General features: G+C 62.0%; 21 protein-coding genes. 8 read left to right on the top strand and 13 right to left on the bottom strand.

All coding sequences use genetic code 11. The annotated features are described in order from the left end of the window. Positions 1-150: 150 nt before the first annotated feature. Positions 151-669 carry a hypothetical protein gene (locus tag FHX14_RS28660; protein WP_184380284.1) on the top strand — a complete coding sequence of 173 codons (519 nt, stop codon included), beginning with the start codon at positions 151-153 and terminating at the stop codon, positions 667-669. Between the two features lie 89 nt (positions 670-758). Here the strand turns inward: FHX14_RS28660 and FHX14_RS28655 are convergent, their stop codons facing one another. Next, entirely contained in the window at positions 759-2,429 is a 1,671-nt protein-coding gene (locus tag FHX14_RS28655; RefSeq protein WP_184380282.1) for an HWE histidine kinase domain-containing protein, read from the bottom strand. A gap of 152 nt (positions 2,430-2,581) precedes the next feature. Here FHX14_RS28655 and FHX14_RS28650 point away from each other — a divergent pair, with 152 nt between their 5' ends. Further along, positions 2,582-3,889 carry a GGDEF domain-containing protein gene (locus FHX14_RS28650; RefSeq protein WP_184380280.1) on the top strand — a complete coding sequence of 436 codons (1,308 nt, stop codon included), beginning with the start codon at positions 2,582-2,584 and terminating at the stop codon, positions 3,887-3,889. Between the two features lie 26 nt (positions 3,890-3,915). On the opposite strand, the gene FHX14_RS28645 is transcribed toward FHX14_RS28650, so the two are convergent. Next, positions 3,916-4,113, bottom strand: a complete 198-nt coding sequence (locus tag FHX14_RS28645; protein ID WP_184380278.1) for a hypothetical protein — start codon at positions 4,111-4,113, stop codon at positions 3,916-3,918. A 216-nt stretch (positions 4,114-4,329) separates the two neighbouring features. Between FHX14_RS28645 and FHX14_RS28640 the strand changes: the two genes are divergently transcribed. The 3 genes from FHX14_RS28640 to FHX14_RS28630 all read left to right on the top strand — a co-directional run bounded on the left by FHX14_RS28640 (position 4,330) and on the right by FHX14_RS28630 (position 7,333). Beyond that, positions 4,330-5,025 (top strand): GntR family transcriptional regulator, encoded by a 696-nt coding sequence (locus tag FHX14_RS28640; RefSeq protein ID WP_184380276.1) that lies wholly within the window; start codon positions 4,330-4,332, stop codon positions 5,023-5,025. A gap of 71 nt (positions 5,026-5,096) precedes the next feature. After that, positions 5,097-5,984 carry a dihydrodipicolinate synthase family protein gene (locus FHX14_RS28635; RefSeq protein WP_184380274.1) on the top strand — a complete coding sequence of 296 codons (888 nt, stop codon included), beginning with the start codon at positions 5,097-5,099 and terminating at the stop codon, positions 5,982-5,984. 2 nt (positions 5,985-5,986) lie between these two features. Next, positions 5,987-7,333, top strand: a complete 1,347-nt coding sequence (locus FHX14_RS28630; RefSeq protein WP_184380272.1) for an FAD-binding oxidoreductase — start codon at positions 5,987-5,989, stop codon at positions 7,331-7,333. A 19-nt stretch (positions 7,334-7,352) separates the two neighbouring features. Here FHX14_RS28630 and FHX14_RS28625 read toward each other — a convergent pair whose 3' ends face one another. From FHX14_RS28625 to FHX14_RS28590, 8 genes are all read right to left on the bottom strand, one after another. Then, positions 7,353-8,387 carry an L-idonate 5-dehydrogenase gene (locus FHX14_RS28625; RefSeq protein ID WP_184380270.1) on the bottom strand — a complete coding sequence of 345 codons (1,035 nt, stop codon included), beginning with the start codon at positions 8,385-8,387 and terminating at the stop codon, positions 7,353-7,355. Between the two features lie 9 nt (positions 8,388-8,396). Then, positions 8,397-9,803, bottom strand: coding sequence for a TRAP transporter large permease (locus tag FHX14_RS28620; protein WP_184380268.1), 1,407 nt, complete (start codon positions 9,801-9,803; stop codon positions 8,397-8,399). Positions 9,804-9,807: 4 nt separating this feature from the next. Continuing rightward, the gene (locus FHX14_RS28615; protein WP_184380266.1) at positions 9,808-10,380 is read right to left on the bottom strand and encodes a TRAP transporter small permease; all 573 of its coding nucleotides are present in this window, start codon (positions 10,378-10,380) and stop codon (positions 9,808-9,810) included. A gap of 249 nt (positions 10,381-10,629) precedes the next feature. Next, positions 10,630-11,604, bottom strand: coding sequence for a sialic acid TRAP transporter substrate-binding protein SiaP (locus FHX14_RS28610; protein WP_184380264.1), 975 nt, complete (start codon positions 11,602-11,604; stop codon positions 10,630-10,632). A gap of 23 nt (positions 11,605-11,627) precedes the next feature. Beyond that, positions 11,628-12,386 (bottom strand): FadR/GntR family transcriptional regulator, encoded by a 759-nt coding sequence (locus FHX14_RS28605; protein ID WP_184380262.1) that lies wholly within the window; start codon positions 12,384-12,386, stop codon positions 11,628-11,630. A gap of 203 nt (positions 12,387-12,589) precedes the next feature. Next, entirely contained in the window at positions 12,590-13,366 is a 777-nt protein-coding gene (locus tag FHX14_RS28600) for a molybdopterin-dependent oxidoreductase (RefSeq protein WP_184380260.1), read from the bottom strand. Beyond that, a complete protein-coding gene (locus tag FHX14_RS28595; protein ID WP_184380258.1) occupies positions 13,363-14,205 on the bottom strand; it encodes a cytochrome b/b6 domain-containing protein in 843 nt (280 codons plus the stop codon). Before FHX14_RS28595 ends, FHX14_RS28600 begins: the two co-directional genes overlap by 4 nt. An 87-nt stretch (positions 14,206-14,292) precedes the next feature. Beyond that, a complete protein-coding gene (locus FHX14_RS28590) occupies positions 14,293-14,541 on the bottom strand; it encodes a pentapeptide MXKDX repeat protein (RefSeq protein WP_003592215.1) in 249 nt (82 codons plus the stop codon). Positions 14,542-14,727: 186 nt separating this feature from the next. On the opposite strand from FHX14_RS28590, the gene FHX14_RS28585 reads away from it, so the two are divergent. Both FHX14_RS28585 and FHX14_RS28580 read left to right on the top strand, forming a co-directional pair. After that, the gene (locus FHX14_RS28585) at positions 14,728-15,276 is read left to right on the top strand and encodes a sigma-70 family RNA polymerase sigma factor (RefSeq protein WP_003592213.1); all 549 of its coding nucleotides are present in this window, start codon (positions 14,728-14,730) and stop codon (positions 15,274-15,276) included. Further along, positions 15,273-15,917, top strand: coding sequence for a DUF1109 domain-containing protein (locus tag FHX14_RS28580; RefSeq protein WP_184380256.1), 645 nt, complete (start codon positions 15,273-15,275; stop codon positions 15,915-15,917). The genes FHX14_RS28585 and FHX14_RS28580 overlap by 4 nt, the downstream gene beginning before the upstream one ends. A gap of 115 nt (positions 15,918-16,032) precedes the next feature. Here the strand turns inward: FHX14_RS28580 and FHX14_RS28575 are convergent, their stop codons facing one another. After that, entirely contained in the window at positions 16,033-17,910 is a 1,878-nt protein-coding gene (locus FHX14_RS28575; protein ID WP_184380254.1) for a HAMP domain-containing methyl-accepting chemotaxis protein, read from the bottom strand. Between the two features lie 279 nt (positions 17,911-18,189). On the opposite strand from FHX14_RS28575, the gene FHX14_RS28570 reads away from it, so the two are divergent. Beyond that, on the top strand, positions 18,190-18,906 hold the full coding sequence (locus FHX14_RS28570) for a 4'-phosphopantetheinyl transferase superfamily protein (protein ID WP_184380252.1): 717 nt from the start codon (positions 18,190-18,192) through the stop codon (positions 18,904-18,906). Here FHX14_RS28570 and FHX14_RS28565 read toward each other — a convergent pair. Both FHX14_RS28565 and FHX14_RS28560 read right to left on the bottom strand, forming a co-directional pair. Next, complete coding sequence (locus FHX14_RS28565; RefSeq protein ID WP_184380250.1) at positions 18,879-20,237, bottom strand: SidA/IucD/PvdA family monooxygenase; 1,359 nt, start codon at positions 20,235-20,237, stop codon at positions 18,879-18,881. The two genes, FHX14_RS28570 and FHX14_RS28565, sit on opposite strands and share 28 nt — an antisense overlap. Further along, positions 20,234-24,223, bottom strand: a complete 3,990-nt coding sequence (locus tag FHX14_RS28560; RefSeq protein WP_184380248.1) for a non-ribosomal peptide synthetase — start codon at positions 24,221-24,223, stop codon at positions 20,234-20,236. Before FHX14_RS28560 ends, FHX14_RS28565 begins: the two co-directional genes overlap by 4 nt. Positions 24,224-24,236: the final 13 nt, after the last annotated feature.

Here is a 24,236-nt window from a genome sequence, read left to right as displayed (position 1 = left end):
GGCTCGATCAATTCTCAGCACCGCAGCCTTGCGGATCGCTTGTCAACGGCGGATTGTTGGCTGCGGCACTCAATGCCAGGGCCTGAACCTCTGAGGAACAATCGGCAGCGTTCAGCGGTTTGGTAGAGCCGCTTAAACGGGGAGGCTATCATGCGTGCTGTTCTGATCGCTGCTATATTCTCGCTGTCCTGCCTGCCTCACACAGCAAAGGCGTCGGAGTCAGGATTCTTGCGATCCCTGGCGGGCGATTGGCGCGGAACCGGCATGGTTCTCACCAAGATCGGCGGCACAAACTTCAATGTTTCCTGCACCCTCAAATCAGATGCGAGTGAATCCGCAGTCTCGATGAACGGGAAATGCCGCGGCCTTGCGGTTTTCACAAGAGCTTTCTCGGCCAATGTCAAAGCCTTGGGACAGCGATACACCGGCAACTACATCGGGCCATCGGGACAGCCTTCCAAACTGGTCGGCAGCAGGCAGGGCGACGCGCTCAATCTTCGCGTGACCTGGGCTCGCGTAGTCAATGGCGACCGAAACGCGACGTTGATGATCGAGAAAGTCGGACAGGACAGGCTTCGGCTTCAGACGGTCGATCAGGATCCGACGTCAGGCAAATCCGTGGTGACGAGCCGCATCGATTTGCAACGTCCCGCTGCAGCGGGAAGGTAGGGATGTCTACGCCGGAGTGCCGGCGGGCGCATGGGCGTCCTGACCGGCTTCAAGCCGCCCATGCTTGCGGGCACATCTGCTCGAAGACACTATGTCCCTATCGGGACGTCGCCTTCCGTCTTCGCTGCAGGTTCCCCAGTTAAGAAGACAACTTCGAAGACGAGCCCTTCGGGCCTGTAGTCCGATCTGGAACGCGCCTGCGCCTTGGAGGAAAATGCCCGCTCTATCAGGACGGAGCCGAAGCCTCTCTTCGTCGGAGGCGACACCGGCGGCCCGCCGGCTTCCGTCCAGACAAGCAGGACGCGGCCGTCATCGTGCTTCCACGCGATGGCGACGGTCCCCTGCTCGCTTCCGAGGCTTCCGTACTTCGTCGCATTGGTCGCCAGCTCGTGGAGCACGAGGGAAAGCGGCAGGGCGATGTCGGCCGGGAGAACCACGTCGGGGCCATCGAGACGAATGCGTTCCTGCGAGGCGATGTGCGCCCGCAAGGCGGCGGAAATAATCTCCCGGATGGGGGCGGCCGACCCCTCCCGCGACAGGATGAGATCATATGTGCCGGCAAGTGCGGCGAGCCTTTCGGCAAAGGCGTTGTAGCTTTCCGGATTGGAGCGCGAGAAGGTCTGCCGGGCGATCGCCTGAACGAGGGCGAAGCCATTCTTGACCCGGTGCGCCATTTCGCGGACGAGCAGCGTTCGCTCCTCCTCCGCCTGCTCGTTCCGGCGCCTCCGCTCGTCGAGTTCGTCAAGCAGCCGATCGAAGGTGGCGCCGACGACATCCAGTTCGTCCGGGCCCGTCATGCCGGTGCGCGCCGTCGTCTGGCCGTTGCGCCACTTCTCCATCACCTCTGCGATCCTGGAGATCGGCGCGAGGATGAAGCGGTTGCCGATGAAGATCGCTGCAAGAAAGGCGAAAAGCGCCCCGCCGATAATGGCAAGCGTATTCATCAGCGTCGCCCGGTTGATCGGCGCGAAAGCCTCCGGTTTCGAGAAGCCGGCGCTGACATAGAGGGGGCTGGACGGCAGCGCTATGGGTCGATAGCCGAGGATCCGCGCGGTTCCGTCCTGGCTCGTCACCTCGATCACATCGGGCTGTTCGGCGTGGATCAGGTGCTGGTATTCGTCGGGTATGACCGTGCCGACGAACTGTTCCGGAAGCGGAACGCGCGCGACGATGGTTCCCTTGCCGTCGGCGATCGTCACCGCGTTACCAGGGGCGACGCCGCGCTCGGTGATGCGGTTCTGCAGCCAGTCCAGCCTGATGCCGCTGACGATGAGGGCCTTGACGCTCTCGCCTTCCATCAAAGGCATGGCGAGCGGCAGGACGGGGCGGTCGGAAAGGCGGCTCTGCGTATAGGTGCCGACGGAAAAGTCTTTGGTCTCAAGCGTCTGCTTGAAGTAATCGCGATCGGAGAACACCACGCCGTCCGGAAAAGCCATGCTGCCGCAGACCGGCCGCCCGTCGAGCCCGACGACGAAGATGGTGCGGATGTTGGGAATGCTTTCGGCAACCGATTTGAGAGCCTCGTTACACGCCTGGACGTCGAGGTGCCGGACAGAAGGCATGGCGGACACCGACACCAGAAGGGCGTGCAGGCCCTCCACAATCCGTTCGACTTCCGACGATGCCTGCCTTGCGGCCTGTGCCGCGGATGCGCGCACCTCTTCGTTGCGCTGATGGCGGAGCGCGACTTCGTTGTATGCGAGCATCGCGACCACCGGCGCCAGCGCCGCGACCGCAACTGCAACCAGCTTGAGTCTCATCCTGTTCCCTCTCGGACGAGGGTTCGTAGCATGATCGGGACGATCTGGCCCAGATCACGCAGGGAATCTTATTTACAAAATATCAACATACGAATCAGGACGTCCGGGCATGCGCCTTGCCGAGCCTTCGATCGCGGCTACATAATCCAAGGATGAATGATGCCAAAAGCACGTCCTCCGAAGGTTCTGCCGCCGGGTCCTTCTCGCTGCGGCCGCTGAATGGTGCGATGGCCGACGAGGTCGAACGTCTTTTGTCGGGCCGAACTCGCGATATCCGCCTGACGGGGGATCTGCGCCGCCGCTATGACGAAAAGTCATGGCGGCAGACCGCGAAGGTCATCCGGTCCTGGATGATATGGGTGGCATTCGTCGATATCCTGACGCTGGCGCTGAACGCCATCCTGCTTCCCCCACAGGTCGTGCTGACGATGGTCGCTCCCGCCTGCCTTTTGCCGCCGGCAGCGATTTTGACAGCGCTCGTCTGGAGCAAGCCGCGCGCGGCGGCGGTTCAGCGCGCATCGCTGCTTGCGGGAATGTGCCTTATTCTTCTATCGGTGGCACTAGTCGGCGTCTTTGCCGGCGGCGAATTTTACGAGCGGCATTTGAGCATCATGCTGTTCGTCGCAACGAGCGCCATCACCATCTTCAGCGTGCCCTTAGCGTGGACGGTTGCCATCGCCTGTTACGCCCTTTGTCTCTATTTCATCCTTCAATGGCACAACCCGATCCTGGACGCCGGTAGCGTCGTCGCCGCGACCTTGTTCTTTTCCTGCGGGATCATCGCCACCGTGGTTGCCCGGCGCACGATGAACATCCTGGCGCAGAAGACATTTCTGCTGGACTGCAGGGACCAGCGCCGGGTTGCGGAACTGGCCGATGCAAACGCCCGGCTGGAGCGGCTGGCCAGAACCGATCCGCTGACGGGGATCGCGAACCGCCGCTGGATGATGGAAACCCTCGAGGGTCTGTGGCGCAACGACCGTGAAACCGGCGTCGTCGCAGCCATGCTCATGTGCGACATCGATCACTTCAAGGCGCTGAACGACAAGCTCGGTCATGGAGAAGGCGACCGCTGCCTCGTCAAGGTTGCCGGCATTATCCAGAGCTGCGTGCGCGCCGATCGCGACCTCGTCTCGCGCCATGGCGGCGAGGAATTCTTGATCGTGCTTCCGGATGTCGACGAAGACGAAGCCATCGCGGTGGCAACGCGTATACGCGAGAGCGTGGAAGCCGCCGCCCTTCCCAATCCTTCCTCTGGCGTTGGCCCCTCGGTGACGCTGAGCGTCGGGGTCGCCCTGAAATCGGCGCTCGACACGGACATTTCACTGGCCAATCTCCAGCACGAGGCCGACATGGCTCTCTACCGCGCCAAGGAAGCCGGCCGCAACCAGGTCTGCGTCTTTCGCCGGCCGCACCAGGCCGCACCTTCCGCCACCGAGCAGATCGCCGCCCGGCGTTAGAACGGATGTCACCTGGCTGATCGACGTCATCGGATCACCAGGATCGCAACCATGGCGACGGCAGAGACGAGGCCGGCCGCGTTGAACCCGAAGCTCAGATATCCTGCTGCCTTTTGCCGATGACCGGGCTCGACGATTCCGAAGACGGCCGTCAGACCGCCCGCGATCCAACTCGCCAGCGTCAAAGCGCCGAGAAGAAGGGCCCACTGCGTTGCTGTATCCATATCCTGCTCCCATGCGGGTGCACGCCCGGCCGGGAAATGCCTGCGCGGGTGAAGCGGTAACAAGCCAAGCCCGCTTTTGTTTCCGTGCGTGTCGCACTTTGACGTGAGCAAGCCTCGATTTGCAGGCGTCCGAGGATCCGCCTGAGCAATGAAGACTTGACGGCAACCGTATGTCTACATAATGTCTTCTAAAGAAATTATGAGGCAGGCTGAGATATGAATGCCGAAGTCGCCATTCCGGACCGCAAGTCCAGCCTCGAGCTCGCACTGCGCAGGCGCATCCTGACGATGCAGCTGCCTCCAGGTGCGGTGCTCGATGAAGTGGCCTTGAGCGAGGAATTCGGGCTTTCGCGTCCGCCGGTGCGCGAGTTGATGCGGCAGATGGCCGGCGAGGGCTATATCGAGCTTGAGACGAACCGCGCCGCCCGTGTCAGCTCCATGAGTTACAACTCGCTGCGCGATTTCTTCCTGCTCGCGCCAATGATCTACATTACCGCCAACAAGCTCGCGGCCGAGAACCGGACGAAAGCGGAGCTGGAAATTCTCAAGGAGATCCAGCGCGCCTTCCGGAAGGCGGTCGATGATTGCGACGTCGAGGGCCGGGTATTCCACAATGATCAGTTCCACCGCCAGATCGGCGAGATGGCCCATAATGTCTACGTGGTTCCAAGCCTGCGCCGCCTGCAGATCGACCACGCAAGGATCGGCAAGATCTTCTACCAGCACCCGAACACGCCGCGCATGCAGGAAGAACTCGAGTTGGCGTCGGATCAGCACGACGAGATGATCGAGGTCATCGAGCGGCGTGACGCCGATGCCTCCGGGGAGCTGGCGCGGCTCCATATCGAACTCTCCCGGCGGAACATGGCGATGTACGCCGCTCCTGAGGGACTGCAGACGCCGACCCTCTAGGTCAGGCAATCAGACACGCAGCCAAGACAATCCAGATCGACCTTCGGCCTAACGCAACGGGATTTCTATCAATGACGACCTTTCCCTTTCCAGGACTCAATCTCGCAATCACCACCCCGTTCGACGATGCCGGCCGCATCGATTACGGACGGCTTGAAACCAATGTCGAACACTATCTCGCCGCAGGCATCCGCAGCTTCCTGTTCAGCTCGGGAACCGGCATGCATGTCTATCTCTCCAAGCAAGAATCGGAGGAACTGGTCCGCCGTGGCGCGAAGATCGTCAATGGCCGCGCCAAGGTGATCGCCCAGACCTCGGCACTGCTGGTGGAAGACGTCGTGGAGCGGACCGCCCGCGCCCGCGACGCCGGCGCCGAAGGCGTCATGGTGCTTCCGCCCTTCTTCGAAGGCCCGACCGACGACCAGGGCATTCTCGATTTCTACACCGAAGTTGCCAAGGCTGGCCTTCCGGTCATCGGCTATAACGTGCCCCAGGCAGTCGGCGTCGCGATCACGCCGGAACTCTTGGATAAGCTGAACGACATTCCGGGCTTTTCAGCCGTCAAGGACAGCAGCGGAGATCTGGGAAGACAGGCAGCCCTCATCCGCACCGGCCGCTTCGTCATGAACGGCGCCGACCCGCTCGTTCCCTATGCGCTCTATGCCGGATGCGACGGCCTGATCTGGGGCGGGGCAAACTTCGCGCCGAAAACCTGCGTTGCCCTCGTCGAGGCAGCCGCTCAGCGCAAGTGGGACGAGGTCCGCGAGCTCTGGAAAATCCTGGAGCCGGCCATGGGCCTGATCTGGGAGGGCGATTACGTGCAGTCCGTCTACGCAGCCGCCGAGCTGGTCGGCTATGGCGCGGGTGCCCCGAGAAAGCCGCTGCGCGCCCTTGCCCCGGAAAAGCTTCCCGCCCTCCGGCACTCCCTCGAAACGCTCATGGAGCGGGAAGCGATCTGATCGTGAGCCAGGCCGCAAAGAATGTCTTCGTCGCATCGAGGCTTCCCAAACGCGCGGGCGTGTCGGGATGGGTGGCGACGCTTCCGCCGCGCACGCCGCGCCCGGCATTGGGCGAGGCGATCAGCGTCGATGTCGCGATCATCGGCGGCGGCTTTGCCGGCCTGTCGGCGGCCCACCGCCTTTCGCGTCTTGATCCATCCGTCCGGGTCGCCGTTCTCGAAGCGGGCATTATCGGTGAAGGTCCGGCCGGCGCCAATTCGGGCTTCATTATCGATTTGCCCCACGAGGTTTCCTCGGACGATTTCAGCGGCGAGTCGGAGGGCAAGTTCCACGACTCCGTGCTCCTGCAGCGCTCGGCCATTGCGCTCGCGACCGAACTCGCCGCGGAGAACGGCTGGGGAAAGGAGCTGTTCGACCCTTGCGGCCGTTACAGCATCGCGATGAGCGCCGAAGGCGACAAGCATCTGGAAGCCTATTCCCAGCAGCTTGCGAAGATGGGGGAAGCGCATCGCCTGCTCAAGGGGCAAGAGATCGAGGCAGTGACCGGATCGAAGGCCTTTACCTCCGGCCTGTTCTCGCCGGGCACCGTCATCATCCAGCCTGCCGCCTATGTCAGAGGGGTGGCCGACTGTCTGAAGGAGCCGGTGCGGCTGTTCGAGCAGACGCCGGCCCTCTCCTTCGAGCGCTCCGGCGACGGCTGGCTGGTGAAGACGCCGAAGGGTTCGGTGCGGGCGGGCAAGATCATCATGGCCAATAACGGCCATGCGGAAAGCTTCGGCTTCTTCCGCAGGCGCCTCCTCCATGTCTTCACTTACGCATCGATGACGGAGGAGTTCGATCCGGCAAGGCTCGGCGGTGAAAGAAAATGGGCGGCAACCCCGGCGCTGCCGATGGGAACGACGGTGCGGCGCATCAACACCGACGGCGGTGACCGCATCCTGGTGCGTTCACGCTATAGCTACAATCCGAGCATCGAGATCGGCGATGCCGATATCCGCAGCGCCGGCCGCCTGCATGACGGCAAATTCGCCCATCGTTTCCCCGGTCTTGCCGGCGTCGGCATGCAGTATCGCTGGGGCGGCGCAATGGCGCTGACGCACAACCATGTGCCGGCCTTCGGAGAGATCGAACGCGGTGTCTTCGCCGCTTGCGGCTGCAACGGTTTGGGGGCGTCGAATTCGACTGCCGCCGGCATCGCCGCGGCCGAACGCGTGCTGGGGCACAACTCCGAACTCGGCCGTGTGTACAGCCGCCTGGCGGCGCCGGTTTTGCTGCCGCCGCAGCCGCTGACGACGATCGGTGCGAAGATCCATCTCGCCTATCGCGAATGGCAGGCCGGGACGGAGTGAGGCGGAGCCGAGCTCTACGCTAAAACGTAAGCTGCACCTTACAGGCGGCTGTGCGGTCGCCGGCTAGCGCGAAGGCCGCGTTCGCCTCTTCCAGCGGCAGGCTGTGACTGATGATCGGTCGGACATCGATCTTGCGGCTGGAGATCAGCGCGACGGCGGTGGCGAACTCCTCGTGGAAGCGCTGCGTGCCGTGGATATGGAGCTCCTTGCCGACAATGGCGTTGAGCGGGATCGGGATCTCACCGGTGACGCCGACCTGGACGATCGTGCCGCGCGGCCGGATGGCCGCGATCGCGCTGCGGATGGCCGGAGCGGCCGCCGAGCATTCGAAGACGAGATCGAAATAGCCTTTGCCCGCCTCGAATGCGGCAAGTGCTTCGGCATCCCGGGAAACATTGATCGCGCGGCTGGCGCCCATCGCCTTCGCCCTCTCCAGCGCCGCGTCCGCAAGATCGGTCACCACGATCTCGGTGGCACCGTGATAGGCAGCAACAGCAACCATCAGCGCGCCGATCGGGCCGGCGCCGGTGATGAGGACGCGTTTGCCCGGTATCTCTCCGGCACGTGATGCGGCGTGCAGGCAGACGGACAAGGGCTCGCTGCAGGCCGCTTCTGCCGGAGTCGTCGCGGCTCCCACTTCGAAGCATTGTTTGGCCGGTACCACCAGCCATTCCCGGAACATCCCCTGCTCATGCGGCAGGCGCATTGCGCTGCCCATGAAACGCATCTCCAGGCAGTGGATCGGCAAGCCCTTCTCACAATATTCGCAATGTCCGCAGGGCTGGCTGGGATTGACCGCCACCAGCACGCCGGCCTTGAGGTCGACGCCCTCGCCTGGCTGGCTTACCGTTCCCGAGGCCTCGTGGCCCGGGATGATCGGCTCACGCACCCTGACTGGCCCGAAGCCGCCGTCCTGGTAATAATGCAGGTCGGAGCCGCAAATGCCGGCGGCTGCCATTTTGAGCAACACCTCGCCTGGACCGGGGGCCGGAACGGTGTCGGTTTCGATCCTGAGATCGCCCTTTTGGTAAAGCCGTGCCAGACGTGTCAGCATCATATGCTCCTATCGCAGCAGCCCGAGCTGCTGCGGCAGCCAGAGCGATACGGCGGGGATGAAGGTGATCAGGATCAGCGCCAGGAAGAGCGGCACCAGCCAGGGCAGGATCGCCATGGTGGTGCGTTCGACCGACAGTTTCGCGACCCTCGACAGCACGAAAAGCACCATGCCGAGCGGCGGATGCAACAGTCCGATCATCAGGTTCAGCGTCATGATCAGGCCGAACTGAACCGGATCGATGCCGAATTTGGCGACGATCGGCAGCAGGATCGGCACGAGGATGGTGATCGCCGCGATCGTATCCAGGAAGCAGCCGACGAAGAGCATCAGCAGGTTCACCAGGATCAGGAATACCCATTTATTGTCGGTGATCGACAGGATCGCATCCGACAGCAGCTGGGCGGCCTGGCTGACCGTCAGCAGCCATGCGAAGACCGAGGCGGCGGTGACGATGAAGAGAACCGATGCCGTCGTCTCGATCGTGTCGAAACTTGCCTTGGCGAGCGTCGAGAACGTCATGGTGCGGTAGCGCACCAGGCCGAGGAACAGCGACCAGAGCACGGCGGCGACGGCGGCCTCCGTCGGCGTGAACCAGCCCATCGTCATGCCGCCGATCAGGATGACTGGGGTCATCAGCGCCATGACGGCGGAAAAGCCGAAATACCAGTCGAGCGCCAGAAGCAAGAGAAGGGCGATGCCGGCCGCGGCGTTCATCGATAGGCCGGCCTGCATCATCAGATAGATCGCCACAGGCACCATCAGGACAACGACGATTTCCATGCCGGCCGACAGCAGCTGCCTGATATCGAAGGGCGCGTCGGAGCCCCAGCGCTTCTTGTAGGCGAAGGCGGCGACGGTGATCATCATCAGCAGCGTCATGACCACGCCGGGCAGGATGCCGGCCATGAAAAGCGCGCCGATCGAAACATTCGCCATCATGCCGTAGATCACGAAGGGCAGCGACGGCGGGAAGATCGGCCCGAGCGTGGCCGAGGCCGCCGTGACGCCGACAGCCGCCTCGACGGGATAGCCGTGATCCTTCATCGCCTTGATCTCGATCGTGCCGATGCCGGCGGCATCGGCAAGTGCGGTGCCGGACATGCCGGAGAAGATGACGGAGCCGATGATATTCACCTGCGCCAATCCGCCCTTCATCCAGCCGACGAGGGCGACCGCAAAGGAATAGATGCGGCCGGTGACGCCGGCCGAGTTCATCAGATTGCCCGCCAGGATGAAGAACGGCACGGCGAGCAGCGGGAAGCTTTCGACGCCGGCGATCATGCGCTGGGCGACGATGATGTCGGGCGCGATGCCGTAAAGCACGATATAAAGCACGGATGCGACGGCCATCGAGATGGCGACGGGCACGCCGACGAGCATCAGCACCAGAAACGAACCAAGCAGCAGCAGCATCGGATCAACCCTCGACAGTCTGGAATTCTTCGGGGCGCTCCAGAACGGAGTAGCCGCGGCGCATATTGGCGATGAAGACGATGACCGCGCGGATCAGCATCAACACGAAAGCGGCGAGCACGGAGTAGAAGACGATGTTGCGTGGCAGCTCGACGGTGACCATCTGCTCGTCGGCGACGATATCGACATAGCGCCACATCAGGTGACAGCCATAGGCGAAGAAGCCGATGCGGACGATATCGACGAAAGTGGCGAGCACACGCGCCAGCCCTGCCGGCATATAGTGATAGAACACATCCACCTGGATATGCCGCGAGGTGCGCACGCACATGACGGCGCCCAGGAAAACAACGCCGATCAGGCAGTTGATGGCGATCTCCTCGGTCCATGCATAGCTGTCGTTCAGCACATAGCGCGTGAAAAACTGCAGGAAGACGCAGCCCGCCATCAGCCAGAAGACGATCAGCGTGATCCAGTCTTCGATGGCGTAGTCCGACATGTTCGCTGTCGGCGCATGGCCCTCGAACTCGTGACCGATTTCCTCGGCCGTGATTGGCGTATGAATTTCTTGCGACATGATCGGCCTTGTTCCGGTTGGGGAAGGAGTGCGCGGCGCTGGCGGCGCGACCTTTGATCTGTTGACGAGCCTTGTTCTTTGCTGGGAGGTACGGCCCCTCATCCGGCTGCCGCCACCTTCTCCCCGCATGCGGGGAGAAGGGATATGCCGCACCGGCTTCGCTGAACCTCAACGCAGCGTTTGGCACGTCCCCTCTCCCCGCGAGCGGGGAGAGGGTTAGGGTGAGGAGCATCTATTGTTGACGAGCCCTTATTGGATCGCCCGGATGGCTTCCCAATCGGCCTTCTCGTAGCCGAAATCCTCGAATTTGACCTTTTCCATTACGTTCTTTTCGAAGTCTGATTTGTCGACCTCGGTGACATTGAGACCCTTTTCCTTGAAGGTCGCGACGAGGCTGTTTTCCTTGCCGGCGATCGTCTTGGTCGTGCGCTCGGCCGCCTGCTGCATGACCTCGCCGAAGATCTTCTTGTCCTCGTCGGAGAGCTTCGCCCACAGCTGCTTCGAGATCACCGTGTTGAGGTGGTCGACGATGTGGCCGGTCAGGATGATGTTCTTCTGGACTTCGTAGAACTTCTTCGCCTCGATCGTCGTCAGCGGATTTTCCTGCGCCTCGACAGTGCCGTTCTGCAGAGCGAGATAGACTTCGGCAAAGGCGATCGGGGTGGTGTTGGCGCCGCAGGCGCGCGGCATGGCGAGATAGGCCGGAACGTCGGGCACGCGGATCTTCAGGCCCTGCATGTCGGCGCATTTGGCGATCGGCTTGTTCGATGTCGTATGACGCGTGCCGTAATAGCTGACGGCGGCGATGTGATTGCCGGTCTTGTCTTCATAGCCTTTAGCGAGGCGCTTGAAGACATCGCTCTTGGTGTAGGCGATCAGGTGATCGGGGCTGCGGAAGATATAGGGGAAGTAAGTGACGCCGATCGGCTTGTAGTCGCGTGCGGCAAAACTCGATCCCGAGATGATGATGTCGACCGTGCCGAGCTTGAGACCCTGATTGATGTCGGCTTCCTTGCCGAGCTGCGAGGCCGGATAAACCTCGATCTTGTAACGCCCGTCGGTGCGCTTGGCGATCTCTTCCGCGGCCCAGACGGAATCCGTGTGGAAGGGCTCGGAGGTTTCATAGACATGTGCCCATTTCAATACCGTTTGGGCATGTGCGACCGCCGTCGTCGCCAGCATCGCGGCTGCGGTGCAAAGTATCGTTGCCAGTCTGCTCTTCATCGCTCTCTCCTCCCGAGCTTGGGTTAAATCTTGTCGGTTCCTTTCGCCGGCCCCTTTTTGCGGCCGCGCTCCTCCTCTCCCGAAAACTCCTCCCCGAAGCTCTCGGAAAACCTCTTCTGCGATAGGGTGAGATGAGCGCGCATGGCCGCCTTGGCGCCTGCCCCATCGCCGGCGGCGATCGCATCGCGAATGGCCCGATGCTCGTCGACGGCGCTGCGCCATGTGCCCGGCCCCTCGAAGTGACTGGCGAGCTTGGCAAAATAAGGGGTCATGCGCATGTCGAACATCTCGCCCGTCACCCGGATCAGTGTCGCATTGCCGACGATGGCGGCAATGCCGGTGTGGAAGGCGCGATCGGCGGCAAGCACCGTGCTCGCATCGTTGACGCCGCCGCTCATGCGCGTCAGCGCTTCATCGAGCAGCGCGATGCCTTCCGGCCCGGCGCAGCCTGCCGCTTCTTCGGCAATGGCGCACTCGATGATAGCGCGCGCCTTCAGCAGCTCGAAAGGCCCCTCCACCGGCTCGCGCTCGCTCCCCGCCGCAGTCGCGGCATGCTGGCGCACCACGTAGATGCCGGATCCCATGCGAATGTTGACGAGGCCTTCGACCTCCAGGACGATCAGCGCTTCGCGCACAGTCGGGCGCGATACCGACAGTTGCTCAGCGAGATCGCGCTCTGCCGGCAACCGCTGGCCGACGGCAAGCTCGCCGCGCGCGATCATAAAACGGATCTGGTCCGCCACCTGCCTGTAGAGGCGGCGTGATTCAACAGGCGAAAACATCGTGGCCTCCCCGGCGGCTTCTCCTCGAGCACGCATCTGGTCAACTGGCCTGACCAATTAGCATATGGGTATCATCGCCGGGGTTGTGCGTCAATCCGCCGCATAAAACTTAAACAGGAGAGACTAAGCCATCGGTCCTGACGTGACCATCGATGGGTCGAAACATGGATTCGGCGGCGTGCGCACCACGGCCTGACCGCGGCTTATATCCCGGCGTACCATTCATAGCCGCGATCTTCCCAGAAGCCGCCGCTGCCGCCATAGAGCCGGCCGAGATCGGCGACCGCTTCGATACGGGTCAGATATTTCGCCTGTTTGTAACCGAGCTGCCGCTCAACCCTCAGCCTCAGCGGCGCTCCATGCGCCACTTCCAGGTCGCGTCCGTTCATCGAATAGGCAAGAATCGTCTGCGGATGAAAGGCATCGACCAGATCGATACTCTCATAGTACCAGCCGCTGCCATCCAGCGTCTTTTCGTATTCGTCGGCGCAGTGGAACACGATATAACGCGCCTCGGGCTTCAGCCCGACCGATTGCAGCAGGGCGCCGAGCGGCAGGCCGGTCCATTTGCCGATCGCGCTCCAGCCTTCGACGCAGTCATGCCGAGTGATCTGGGTGCGCGACGGCATCGCCTTCAGCTGCGCCAGCGAGAACTGCGCCGGCTTATCCACCAGTCCGCCGACATCAAGGTTCCAGGTCGAGAACTGTCGGCTCATCCAGTCCAAATATTGCGGGTTGTCAGGCATGCTGGTGCCGTTCGAGCGGAAGATCGGTGACAGATCGGCCTCGCTGAACTCGCGGGCCAGCGCCTTGTCGCCGAGCAGGAAGCGCTGCGTCTTCATGCTGAAGCCCTCGGCGATCTTCAGGACCGACTTCGTCCGGTCGCTTTCGACCAATGCGTCGCAGCCGCTCAATCCCAACGCGGAGGCGGTCAGCGTCGAGCCGATCAGGAAGCGGCGGCGGGTGATCAGGCGGCTCATTGTTCGTCTCCCTGTTCGATGGCGTAGTAGCCGGTGATCATCGAACGCAGATTGTTGATGACACCCGACAGGATCACCATGGCGACATGCACCACGACGAAGGCAACGAGCGAAAAGGCCGTGAGGAAATGCAGGGTGCGGGCCGATTGCCGCCCGCCGAAAACATCGAGTAGCCAGGGCGCAACGGCATTGAAGCCCGGCGACATGGTCAGCCCCGTCGCCACCATCAACGGCAGCAGCAGAAAAATCACCGCGAGATAGGTCAGCTTTTGCAGCGTGTTATAGTGGCGGGCCTCGGCGCCCTTCGGAAAACGCAGACGAGCATGGTTGGCGACCTCATGGCCGAGATGGGCAAGGGTCAGCTCCTTGCCCTCAGGGGCGAGATCCCGGCGGAAATGCCGGCTGATCATCCCATAGAGGAGATAGACGAGGCCGTTGAGCACAAAGAGCCAGGCGAAGAAGAAATGCCAGCGCCGGCCGGTCGAAAGATCCTGATAGCTCGGAAGCGTGAGCCAGCTTGGAAAACCTCTTGCTGTCGCCTCGCCGTCGACATTCGAAAGACCGAGGAAGCCCGTCGTATCGAAGGTGAATGAACCGACATGCGTCAATCCTTTCGCCTGGTCGCCGTCTTCGGCAGCTTCCAGGGAGATGAACGAAGGATCTTTATCGGCGCCATATTGGCCCCAATAGAGCGCCGGATGGGCGTTGAATATCTGCAGGCCGCTGAACAGCAGCACGGTAAGGCACAATACGTTCACCCAATGCGACAGGCGAACGGCAAGGCTGTGGCGGTAGATGAGCATGCGGCCGGTTTTCGTGCCGGCATCGATCGTCGCCATGATTGTTCTCCGGATGAAGGGGCCTTTCAAGAGCAGAAGACGCGACCGCTGCTGATAAAGTTTCAGCGGCCGCGCAGACGCGAACGCCTACTTCATCGCGTCGCAGGCCTTCATCATGTCGGTCTTTTTCATCGCGTCCTTTTCCATGCCGGCCTTGTGCATGCAGTCCGTCTTGGTGCCTGACATCTTCATGGCATCCTTCGACATCGTGCTCGTCTTCATATTGTCCTTCTTCATCGTATCGGACTTCATGGCGTCCTCAGCAGAGGCGGCGCCGGCGAGCGAAAGGCCGACGATGAAGGTGCAGGCGGCAAGGCTGGAAAAAAGCTTGGTCATGGAACTCTCCTGAAAATGGATTTCGTGTCCGCCGGCGGATTGCCGATGGCTCACATTTGGCTATTCGGGGGAGCGCCGGGATGCGTTACAGCCTCACGCGCTTGTGATAGAGCTGTGATACCGACATTGTTTTTGATCCTCCCTGTAACCGATCGGCAGCTTCCAGCGAATGAACCCTCTGACAGCATGACAACCGCCCATTCGGAAGAAGCCCTGAAAGCATTGATGCTTCTCTCCCTTGACGGGGACGAGGCGGCCTATCGGCGTTTGCTGGCGGCTTTGCGCCTGCTGCTTGTCGGTTATTTCAGCCGCAGGATGGCGGCGGCGACGAAAGCGGATATGGAAGACCTGGTTCAGGAGACATTGCTGGCACTGCATTCGCGCCGATCCACCTATGACCGGAAAAGACCATTCACGGCCTGGTTCTTCTCGATCGCCCGCTACAAGCTGATCGATCATCATCGCGGCCGCGGCGGACGCAGGCTCGCCGAGACCGAGCTTGGCGAGGAGGTTGAAAGCGACTTCAGCGAGGATGCGCTGACGGCCCGCATGGATGTCGAGCGACTGCTCAACGGGCTGTTACCGAGACAGCGTGAGCTGATCCGGCAGGTGAAATTGGAGGGCCAGTCGGTCGCGGACACCGCAAGCCGCACCGGTCAGTCTGAATCGGCGGTGAAGGTCGGCATCCACCGGGCGCTAAAGGCGCTCGCAGAGAGATTGCGAGGCGCATCGTGACAAAAACGGACGACATTATCGAACGCCTGGCAGGTGACCTGAAGCCGGTGCCGCGCGATATGCTGCGGCGCCGGTTCGCGCTCGGCATAGTGCCGGCGCTCGGGCTCTCCCTGCTGTTGATGCTGGCCATTCTCGGTCCGCGGGTCGACATGCCTGATGTGCTGATGCTGCCGGTCTTCTGGATCAAATCGGCCTATAATGCGCTGATTGCAGTCGTGGCGCTCCTCGCCGTCTATCGGCTTTCCCGCCCCGACGGTACCGAGGGCCGTTTTTTCGATGTGCTTGCCTTAATCTTCGCCGCCATGGCCGCCGTCGCAGCCATCCAGCTGATCATGGCTCCAACCGAGACTTACCCGGTGCTGATCCTCGGCTCCTCGGCACTCCATTGCCCGCTGCTGATCCTCGGCTTTGCCTTACCCGTTTATGCCGGCTCCGTCTGGGCACTGCGCCAGGCGGCACCAACGGATCTGCGGCTGACGGGCTTCGTCGCCGGCGTTGCCGCAGGCGCCGCGGGCGCCTGGGTCTATTCGTGGTTCTGCACCGAGAACGGCATGCCCTTCGTGCTGATCTGGTATTCCCTCGGCATTTTGCTTACCGGCGCGCTCGGCGCCGCCACCGGCCCTCGCCTGCTGCGCTGGTAGATTCCTCTCCGCTGCAGATCAGCTGCGCGTGAACGCGGCATGACCTGCATCCAGTATGAACCCACCCGATTGCTTTTCCGGGCTCCTCCACTGCATGGTCAATCTCAGGCGCGCCTCATCGTTGCGTCACGCGCCTCGGAGCGACCAATCGGATCGACATGTTGCCTTCGAAGGCCCGCCCGTTGGGCTCCGCGCCCGCCGTGCTTTTGTCGCCGTCCAATTGAAATTGATTGACCAGATCCCTCAGGCGGCCTGCCTCGGAGGACAGCGAAGCGGCAGCAGCCGTCGACTGCTCGACCATCGCGGCATTTTGCTGGGTCGCCTGGTCCATTTGGTTGACGGCAGTATTGATCTCGGCAAGTCCAGTCGACTGCTGTCGCGCCGATGTGGCAATCGCGTCCATCAGTTGGTTTATCTGCGCAACGTATTCGCCGATCGACTTGAGCGACGTACCGGTTTCGAGAACCAGTTTCACGCCATTTTTCACGTCGGTTGACGACTTTTGAATAAAGCCTTTGATCTCCTTGGCTGCTTGCGCGGCGCGCTGTGCAAGCTCGCGGACTTCTTGTGCGACCACTGCAAAACCTTTGCCGGCCTCACCCGCACGGGCAGCTTCGACGCCGGCGTTCAGCGCCAGCAGGTTCGTCTGGAAGGCGATTTCATCGATTGCACCGATGATGTTCGAAATCTGCTCCGAACTATCCTCGATGCGTCGCATGGCCTGCTCCGCCTCCGACACGACTGTTGCCGACCGCTGAGCGCTGACATCGGCTTCCAGGGCCACTTTGCGCGCCTCGTCGGTGCGTTGGGTCGCCATCGTCACATTCGAGGTGATCTCGTCCAAAGCCGCAGCGGTTTCCTCGAGAGAGGCAGCTTGCTGTTCGGTACGCTTGGAGAGGTCCTGTGCGGCAGAGGCAATCTCACCGGTGCCATTATCGATGCTGTGGACCGTCTGCAGCACTGCCCCGATCGTCGCCCCCAATTGCCGGAGTGAAGCGTTGAAGTCTTGGCGCAAGGTTTCGTATTCGGCTGCAAATTGCTCCGAAAGCTGAAAGGATATGTCGCCGGCTGCAAGCCTCCGGAGGCCTCCGCCCAATGTCGTGGTTGCAAAGCGCAACTGTTCCGCTTCGCGTTCGGCGCGTTGCTGGGCTGCCGCGCGCACTGCTTCGCTCTCGCTGCGGGAGGCGGCCGCCTCCTTCTCAAGCCTGACGACATTAAGGGCATTCTGGCGGAAGACTTCGACAGCACCGGCCATTTCCCCAACCTCGTCGGCGCGGCCGGCACCGGGTATGTCGCTATCAAGGTCACCGTCCGACAAACGCCTCATGGCCGATGCGATGCTTCGGATCGGGTTGGCGATGCCGAATACTGCAAATGCGATGCCGGCCATCGCGATGAGCACGGCCAGCGCTGCGATTGCGGCCGTCAATATGAAAGCGGACGTCGCGGAACCGTCGCTCGCGGCAACAAAGCCTTCGGCCTGACCGAGAATGAAGGCAACCAGATCGCCGACGCCCTTATCCACCAGCGCGGATTGCGGTTCCATATTTTCCTTGAAGAGGCGAGCCGCGTCGGATGCTTTGTCACTATTTTGTAGCGCAATCATCTGCTCTGCCAACGCGCGATACTTGTCCAGTTCAGGCTTGATCTGATTGATCAGTTCGCGCCCGCGTTCGGTGCGGATACCTTTTTCGTATTCTGCAACAACTTTCTCAACCGCGGCCCGAGCCGTATCGATTTTCTGTTGTCCGGCCTTCCGTTCCTCCGCCGTATCCTCCAGGAGATACTGAGCGTAGACCAGTTTCAGATCGAGGAAGTTATCCTTGATCTCGCGCGCGGTCACAAGCCGGTGCATCCAGAAGGTCCCGATCTGCTCGGTATTGGCACGAAGCGTAGAAATCGTGCTCAGTGAGATATAGGAGAGACAAACCATGAAAAGGCTGATGATCGACAGCTTCACGATCAGGGCTTGCTTGATGCTCGGGCGTTTCATGCGGGTCTCCTCGAAGATAGCTGGGACGACCGGCTTGCCGGTTGATGCAAAATCTCGCACCAGATTCAATAATTTAGTATTAACTAAACAATGGACCCTGTTCGGTTTGCGGAAATCTTTTGCGCAGACATTTACTTCCGCGTTCAATTCACGACGTCACGACCTCAAGTTACTGGAATCCTGCGGAAAAACAGCCATCGCGAGCGAAAATAATCCATGCTGAACCTCTCGATACGATCGGGTGCTTGCGACGCGGTGTTGAGGATAGATAATGGACCTATGCAGCAATCGGACAATCACCCTGCCGGAATTGAAATCGCGCTCTGGCAATATTCCAGCAACAAACGCCGCTGGAATCGCTGGATGGAGTCGCTTTCACAGGAGGAACGGGATCGGGCGGCGACCTACCGGTTTGAAGGCGATCGAGCCTCGTTCATGGCCGGCCGCTACCTCCTGCGGCGGCTTTTGAGCTTGTCTATCGGGACAGCGCCAGACAAGCTGGCCTTGTCTCCGGACAAGGACGGAAAGCTGCGGCTCGAGGGGCGTGATGTGCCGCAATTCAGCCTCGCCAATGCTGACGGGCTGGTGACGGTCGCTGTCGCTTCAGGATGTGATCACGTCGGAATAGACTGCGAACGCATCGACGTCGAGATCGAAGAGGCGGCAGTGGCGAGCTATTGCAGCAGAGACGAACAGCGCTGGCTCGCGGAATTGCCTGCCGGCGAACGCGCGCAAGCGGCTGTCGCGCTCTGGACGCTCAAGGAGAGCCATCTGAAGGCGCTGGGCGTCGGGCTGCGTGAGGATCCTCGCAACATCGCTTTTGCCTGGAAGGATGGCGTCCCCGTTATGGTCGGCGGCGATCGCGATCGGCGATGGCACCACCGTCTCATCGAAAGCGGCGGCCAGCACGTCGTCGCGCTGGCTGCCTGCTGCCAATCCGGGCTCCCCCCCATTTCGACACGGCTATTTCAGGACGACAGCATGCCGTCCGAATAGCTGGCCCGGAGCTGATGCGGCATTGCCGACGCCGTCTCCGTCGCCCAGGCCAGTTGCGCGTTGTCCGGTTCTGCGTCGAAATGCTGCCGGCCGAGAAGCGTATTGACGATCGTCGCGCTGCGCCAGGCCATCAGGCTGAGCTGAGAGTCGGCGATACCATGCGAGTATCGACCGGCATTCTGCGCCAGCAGCCGGTTTGCCCTCGGGCCTGTCCATTGCATGGTGTAATCGTCATTGAGCATCGGATAGCCGTTTCTGTCGAGCACTATCCGTTCACCCAGCGAGGCGAGCGCATCCGGCAATTGGAATCGGTAGCCGGTTGCGAGCACCACCGCATCCGCGTGAAGCACCTCGATCCCGCCATCGAATTGGTTCCGAACGATCAGCCGGTAGGCATGGCCGTTCCGCTCCATCTGGATCACGTCGCGATTTGGCGCCAGAGCTGCATTGAGTATGCCCGGCTCGAGGTAGCGCAACGCATAGAGACGGCGGTAGATCGCGTGAATCGTCGAAATCGACAGGCCGTCGCTGGTCAGGATCGAGTTCTTCAAGGCGGCCTGCTTCTGCTCGCCGCCGAGCTTTAGATAGGCCTGCACATATTCCGGCGAAAAGACCTGGTTTGAAAACGGCGTGTCGTTGATCGGCTCGAAATTGTGCCGCCGGCTGATCCAAGTCAGCTCTTTCATCGAGCCGGGATCGGCAAGCAAGGCTTCGACGACCTCGCCGCCGCTTTGACCGCCGCCGACCACGACGATGCGGCCGGCGCCGAGATCGCGCAGACGCGATTTGGCCTCGCTGTTATGAAAGCAATCGGCGCCCAGAAACGGTTTTGCCCAGTCGGGTACGAAGGGCGAGGAACCCGTGCCGATCACCAGGTTGCGCGCTTCCTCCTGGCCGTTGTCGAAGCGCAGGACGAAGCGGTCGTCGCGGTGCTCGACGTCGCGGATCTCCGTCGCGAAGCGCAAACCTGCCACACCCTCGGCGACCCAGGCGAGGTAACGTGCGAATTCCTGCCGGGGAACGGCGTCGTAATTGGCATTCAGGAAGGCATACAGTCTCTTATGCGCCACCAGATAGGAGACGAAGGACCAGCGGCTGGTCGGCAGGACCGGGGTGACGAGGTCTTTCAGAAAAGACGACTGCAGCTCGACGCCGGGCATCATCATGCCGGGATGCCAGTCGAACGAGTCTCGCCGCTCGAAGAAGCGGCTGCGGACCTCCGGCACCGATTCCAGCAGGCAGGCGAGGCTCAGATTGGAGGGGCCGATGCCGATGCCGGCAACATCCAGCGGCTCGTTGAGGGCGTCCCTGCGGGCAAAAGCGACGGTCATGCGAAATCCTTCTCTGTTTCCTTGAGACGCAGGGCAAGCCTTGAATGGAAGGCGGGAGACCCGATCATGTGCAGATGGTTGGTGCCGGTGATGATTTCGGCCGCATGCGCCCGCGGCGACAGCCGGCGCCAATCGATCAGGTTGAGGCCGCGGTTAAGGCTGTCGTCGGCTGCCCAGGGATAGATCGGCACATCGTGAGGGACGAGCCGGTGCTTGCGGAAGATCAGGGCATTGTCGATCAGCACCCAGAACGTATGCTCGCGGCTGCTGATATCCGGCCCGTCGGTCGGAAGCGGGTCTTTCTCGTCGCCGACGAAGCGCAGGAACTGATCGTAGGTATCGGCATCCATCGTCGACAGCAGCCGATCCCATTCGGGACGCATCTCCGTCTTTTGCAGCCATCCCTCGACGTCCCGGTGAAGCGCATCGCGCTCGCCCGGCCGAAACCGCGGCTTGGCGCCGATCGCAAATTCCGAGCCGAGATCGCAAACGTCGACCATCGCCATCATCCTGACGTCGACCTCGTTGCCGAGCGTGCGGGCCGCTTCATAGGCCAAAAGCCCGCCCCAGGACCAGCCGAGGAAGGTGCAGGGTGCGCCCTTGCTATGGGTCCTGATATGATCGACATAGCTCTCGATGATCTCTTCGATCGGGGCGCCCACTTCCTTCTTCTCGGACAGCGAATGGCAAATGAAGCCGGTCGCCGGCTGGTCGGCGCCGAGATAATCGACGAGCTTCACATATTCGCGGGTGCTGACGAGAAGCCCCGGGAAACAATAGAGCCGCGGCTTAGCGCCGGACGCGCGCAGCACGATCACCTCCGACAGATCCCGTTCGGCGCCCTGCTCCATCACGCCGGCGAAGGCGCGGATAGTCGGGTTGTTGAAGATATCGGCAACAATGAGCGGCGTTTTCGGCCGGCGCTGCCGGAGCTGCGAAAGGATGCGGATCGCGCCCAGCGAATTGCCGCCGATCGCGAAGAAATTATCCTCGACGCTGATCGCTTCCAGTTTGAGAACCTGGCGCCAGACATCCAGCACCTCCTCTTCGAGCGTGGTCGCCGGCTCGACGATTTCGCGCCGGACCGGCTTTGGTGCGGGCAGCGCGAAGCGGTCGAGCTTGCTGTTCGGATTGGTCGGCATCTTTTCCAGTTCGACCACCGCCGCCGGCACCATATAGGAGGGCAGGCTGCGTTCGAGGCCGGCGCGGACGGTCTCGACGTTCAACGTCTCGTCCTTCTTCGGAACGACATAGGCGACCAGCGCCTTCTCGCCGGCATCGTCATCGCGCAACACGACCAGCGCTTCACCGACACCGGGCTGCTGGAGAAGGGCTGCTTCGATCTCGCCGAGCTCGATACGGTATCCGCGCAGCTTCACCTGGTGGTCGACGCGGCCAACGAATTCGACGGTTCCGTCCTCACGCCAACGCGTCAGGTCGCCGGAGCGATAAAGCCGGCCGCCCTCCTTGGAGAACGGGTCGGGAATAAAGCGATCGGCCGTCGTATCCGGCTTGCCGAGATAGCCGCGCGCGATGCCCTCGCCGCCGATGTAGAGTTCGCCGGTGACGCCGATCGGGCAAAGATTGAGATCGGGATCGAGCACATAGACGCGCCGCAGCCCGACGGCACGGCCGAGCGGGGCATAGACGCCCTGGAACTTCGTGCCGGCCCTCACCTTCCAGACCATCGGCGTCATGATGGTTTCCGTCGGTCCGTAACCGTTGATCAGCCATTCCGATTTCAGCGCCCGCGACAGAAGATCGAAGGTCGGTTGTGCAAGCCCTTCGCCGCCGAAGGAGTAAAGCCGCATCGGCGGCGCACCGTCGGTAATGTCAGCCCATTCCGCCAGTTGCTGCAGATAGGTTGTGGGAATGCTGGCATTGTTGGCGCCATGCTTGCGCATCGCCGTCAATGTCTCTTCCGGCGTCCAGAGCGGCTGATCGGGAAGGATGATGCTGCCGCCTTCCATCAGCGGGTTCATCCACCGCTCATGGCCGCCATCCGAGCTGAAGGGCAGGAACGGCAGCTCGCGGGATTCCGAGCTCATGCCATAGACACGCGAGGTGTTTTGCAGATGGTGGGTCAGCGGCCCGTGTTCGACGGCGACGCCCTTCGGCAATCCGGTCGAGCCCGACGTGTACATGACATAGGCGAGCTGATCCTTGTGCGTGGGAATATAGAGCGGCATATCCGGCTCTCCGTCGAGGTCGATCTTGTCGAGTTCGAGGATAATGGCGTCGAGTTCTTCCGGCAGGCGATGACGCAGCCAGCTGTGGGTCAGGACGATTTTGACGCCGCCGTCGCGCAGGATGTGGTGGTTGCGCACCGGCGGATGGTCGGGCTCGACGGGAATATAGGCGCCGCCGGCTTTCAGCGTCGCGAGAATGCCGACGATCGCCTCCGGCGAGCGCTTGATGAAGATGGCGACCGTCACTTCGGCGCGGACGCCAAGCTGCCGCAGCCGATGTCCGAGGCGGTTGGTGCTCGCCTCCAGCCAGCCATGGCTCCATTCCTCGTTACCGTAGACGATCGCGGTCTTCTCAGGCGTGCGGCGCGAATGGGCTGCGATCAGCTCATGCACCGGCCTGTCGTCGTTGACGACATCATCCTCGTAAGGCGCCGACAACCAGTCGAGCTCTTCGCTGCCCACCAGCTCGATATCCTTGATCCGCACATTCGGCTGTGCGGCCATCTGTTCGAGCACGAGGCCGAAATGCCTGGCGATGCGCGCAACCAAGGCGCCGTCATAGAGGTCCTGCGCGTAGTCGATCAGCGCGAATACACCAGCCGAATGCGCCTCGACCACCAGCGAAAGCTCGCTGTCGGCCCGGGCACCCGGCGGCTCCAGATTTGTGGACTGGCTGGGTAGCGCATAGGGTCTGCGGAATTCGAACAGCGCCTTGACCACGGCTTCCTGGGCGGCGGCCTCGTCGACGACCAGTTCCTGGGTGATGCGTTCCAGCGGCAGGAGCCGGCGCTGCCCCTCTTCGCTCGCCGACGAGATCGCCGCGATGACATCGTCGAGGGCATGTTTCGAGGTCAGCGACAAAATAAGCGGGAGCACCTGCTCGGCACGGCCGCGGCTGGCGAAATGCTCCTTATAGGGCCGCGCGACGAGAAGGCCGGTCAGCAAAACGTAGTTGCCGCTGTAGCGTGCCAACAGCGCGCAGAAGGCAGCGTGAAGCACGCGCTCGACCGGTACGCCCTTCCCCCCCGCATGCCGTTCGAGTTTGCTCCAGAGGTCAGGCTCGAGCGAAAATCGATGCTGCGCGCGCGCCACGCCTGCCAGCCCGCCGCTGTTGAACCGGGTGGGAAAGGTCGAGGCCGCATAGTCGAGACCGATGGTGTCGCGCCAATAGGCAAGCGCTTCCCGCGCCTCGTCCGTCTCCAGCCAATCCGCCTCCCGCGTCCCGGCCGAGATTTCCACCGGATGCATGTCGCTAACGGGCTCGCCATCGAGAATTCGCGCCAGCGACCCGGCAAGAACGGATTTTTCGTGCTCGTCGCAGACGATCGGATGCAGCACGATCGTCAGCAGCCACTGCCTCTGGGCAAGCAGGATGATCTGGATGCGCGCGCCAGGCCCCTCCAGCAGATCGAAGCGCTTGTCGCGGAAGGCTTTCCTTGCAGCCAGGGCATCCGGCTCTGAAAGAGCTATGCCGTCTTTGCCGAGGATTTCGATCGGCACGGCGTTCGATGCGCCGCGATATTGCTCGATGCGGCCGCCGGCCAGCCGGCGGAAGCGGTTGGCAAGCGACGGATTTTGCGCCACGAGCGCCCGGCAGGCCGCAGCAAGCGTCTCGACGTCGACCGCAGGGCTCAATCGCAGCCCGATGATCTGGTCGGGGAAGACGGTGTAATTGCCGATCTGTTCCAGCGACCAGATGCGCTTCTGCGCGATCGTCAGCGGAAAGCTCTCGAAGACCGCATCCATTGCAGCATCGGTCGGGGAAGCATCGGCGAAATTGGTGATTTGCTTGTTCATCTTGGGGATCCGG

Source organism: Rhizobium sp. BK619 (assembly GCF_014195245.1).
GTDB classification, from domain to species: Bacteria; Pseudomonadota; Alphaproteobacteria; order Rhizobiales; family Rhizobiaceae; genus Rhizobium; species Rhizobium acidisoli.
The sequence above is the reverse complement of the archived record's forward strand: the minus strand, read 5'-3'. Positions and strand labels throughout refer to the sequence as shown.

Bases quoted from the DNA above. Each gene is read 5' to 3' on its own strand.
- FHX14_RS28605 (WP_184380262.1), bottom strand. From the start codon at position 12,386: ATGTTTTCGCCTGTTGAATCACGCCGCCTCTACAGGCAGGTGGCGGAC.
- FHX14_RS28575 (WP_184380254.1), bottom strand. From the start codon at position 17,910: ATGAAACGCCCGAGCATCAAGCAAGCCCTGATCGTGAAGCTGTCGATC.
- FHX14_RS28560 (WP_184380248.1), bottom strand. From the start codon at position 24,223: ATGAACAAGCAAATCACCAATTTCGCCGATGCTTCCCCGACCGATGCT.
- FHX14_RS28655 (WP_184380282.1), bottom strand. From the start codon at position 2,429: ATGAGACTCAAGCTGGTTGCAGTTGCGGTCGCGGCGCTGGCGCCGGTG.
- FHX14_RS28650 (WP_184380280.1), top strand. From the start codon at position 2,582: ATGAATGATGCCAAAAGCACGTCCTCCGAAGGTTCTGCCGCCGGGTCC.
- FHX14_RS28615 (WP_184380266.1), bottom strand. From the start codon at position 10,380: ATGTCGCAAGAAATTCATACGCCAATCACGGCCGAGGAAATCGGTCAC.
- FHX14_RS28565 (WP_184380250.1), bottom strand. From the start codon at position 20,237: ATGACCGTCGCTTTTGCCCGCAGGGACGCCCTCAACGAGCCGCTGGAT.
- FHX14_RS28620 (WP_184380268.1), bottom strand. From the start codon at position 9,803: ATGCTGCTGCTGCTTGGTTCGTTTCTGGTGCTGATGCTCGTCGGCGTG.
- FHX14_RS28570 (WP_184380252.1), top strand. From the start codon at position 18,190: ATGCAGCAATCGGACAATCACCCTGCCGGAATTGAAATCGCGCTCTGG.
- FHX14_RS28625 (WP_184380270.1), bottom strand. From the start codon at position 8,387: ATGCTGACACGTCTGGCACGGCTTTACCAAAAGGGCGATCTCAGGATC.
- FHX14_RS28595 (WP_184380258.1), bottom strand. From the start codon at position 14,205: ATGGCGACGATCGATGCCGGCACGAAAACCGGCCGCATGCTCATCTAC.
- FHX14_RS28645 (WP_184380278.1), bottom strand. From the start codon at position 4,113: ATGGATACAGCAACGCAGTGGGCCCTTCTTCTCGGCGCTTTGACGCTG.
- FHX14_RS28640 (WP_184380276.1), top strand. From the start codon at position 4,330: ATGAATGCCGAAGTCGCCATTCCGGACCGCAAGTCCAGCCTCGAGCTC.
- FHX14_RS28635 (WP_184380274.1), top strand. From the start codon at position 5,097: ATGACGACCTTTCCCTTTCCAGGACTCAATCTCGCAATCACCACCCCG.
- FHX14_RS28610 (WP_184380264.1), bottom strand. From the start codon at position 11,604: ATGAAGAGCAGACTGGCAACGATACTTTGCACCGCAGCCGCGATGCTG.
- FHX14_RS28660 (WP_184380284.1), top strand. From the start codon at position 151: ATGCGTGCTGTTCTGATCGCTGCTATATTCTCGCTGTCCTGCCTGCCT.
- FHX14_RS28590 (WP_003592215.1), bottom strand. From the start codon at position 14,541: ATGACCAAGCTTTTTTCCAGCCTTGCCGCCTGCACCTTCATCGTCGGC.
- FHX14_RS28600 (WP_184380260.1), bottom strand. From the start codon at position 13,366: ATGAGCCGCCTGATCACCCGCCGCCGCTTCCTGATCGGCTCGACGCTG.
- FHX14_RS28585 (WP_003592213.1), top strand. From the start codon at position 14,728: ATGACAACCGCCCATTCGGAAGAAGCCCTGAAAGCATTGATGCTTCTC.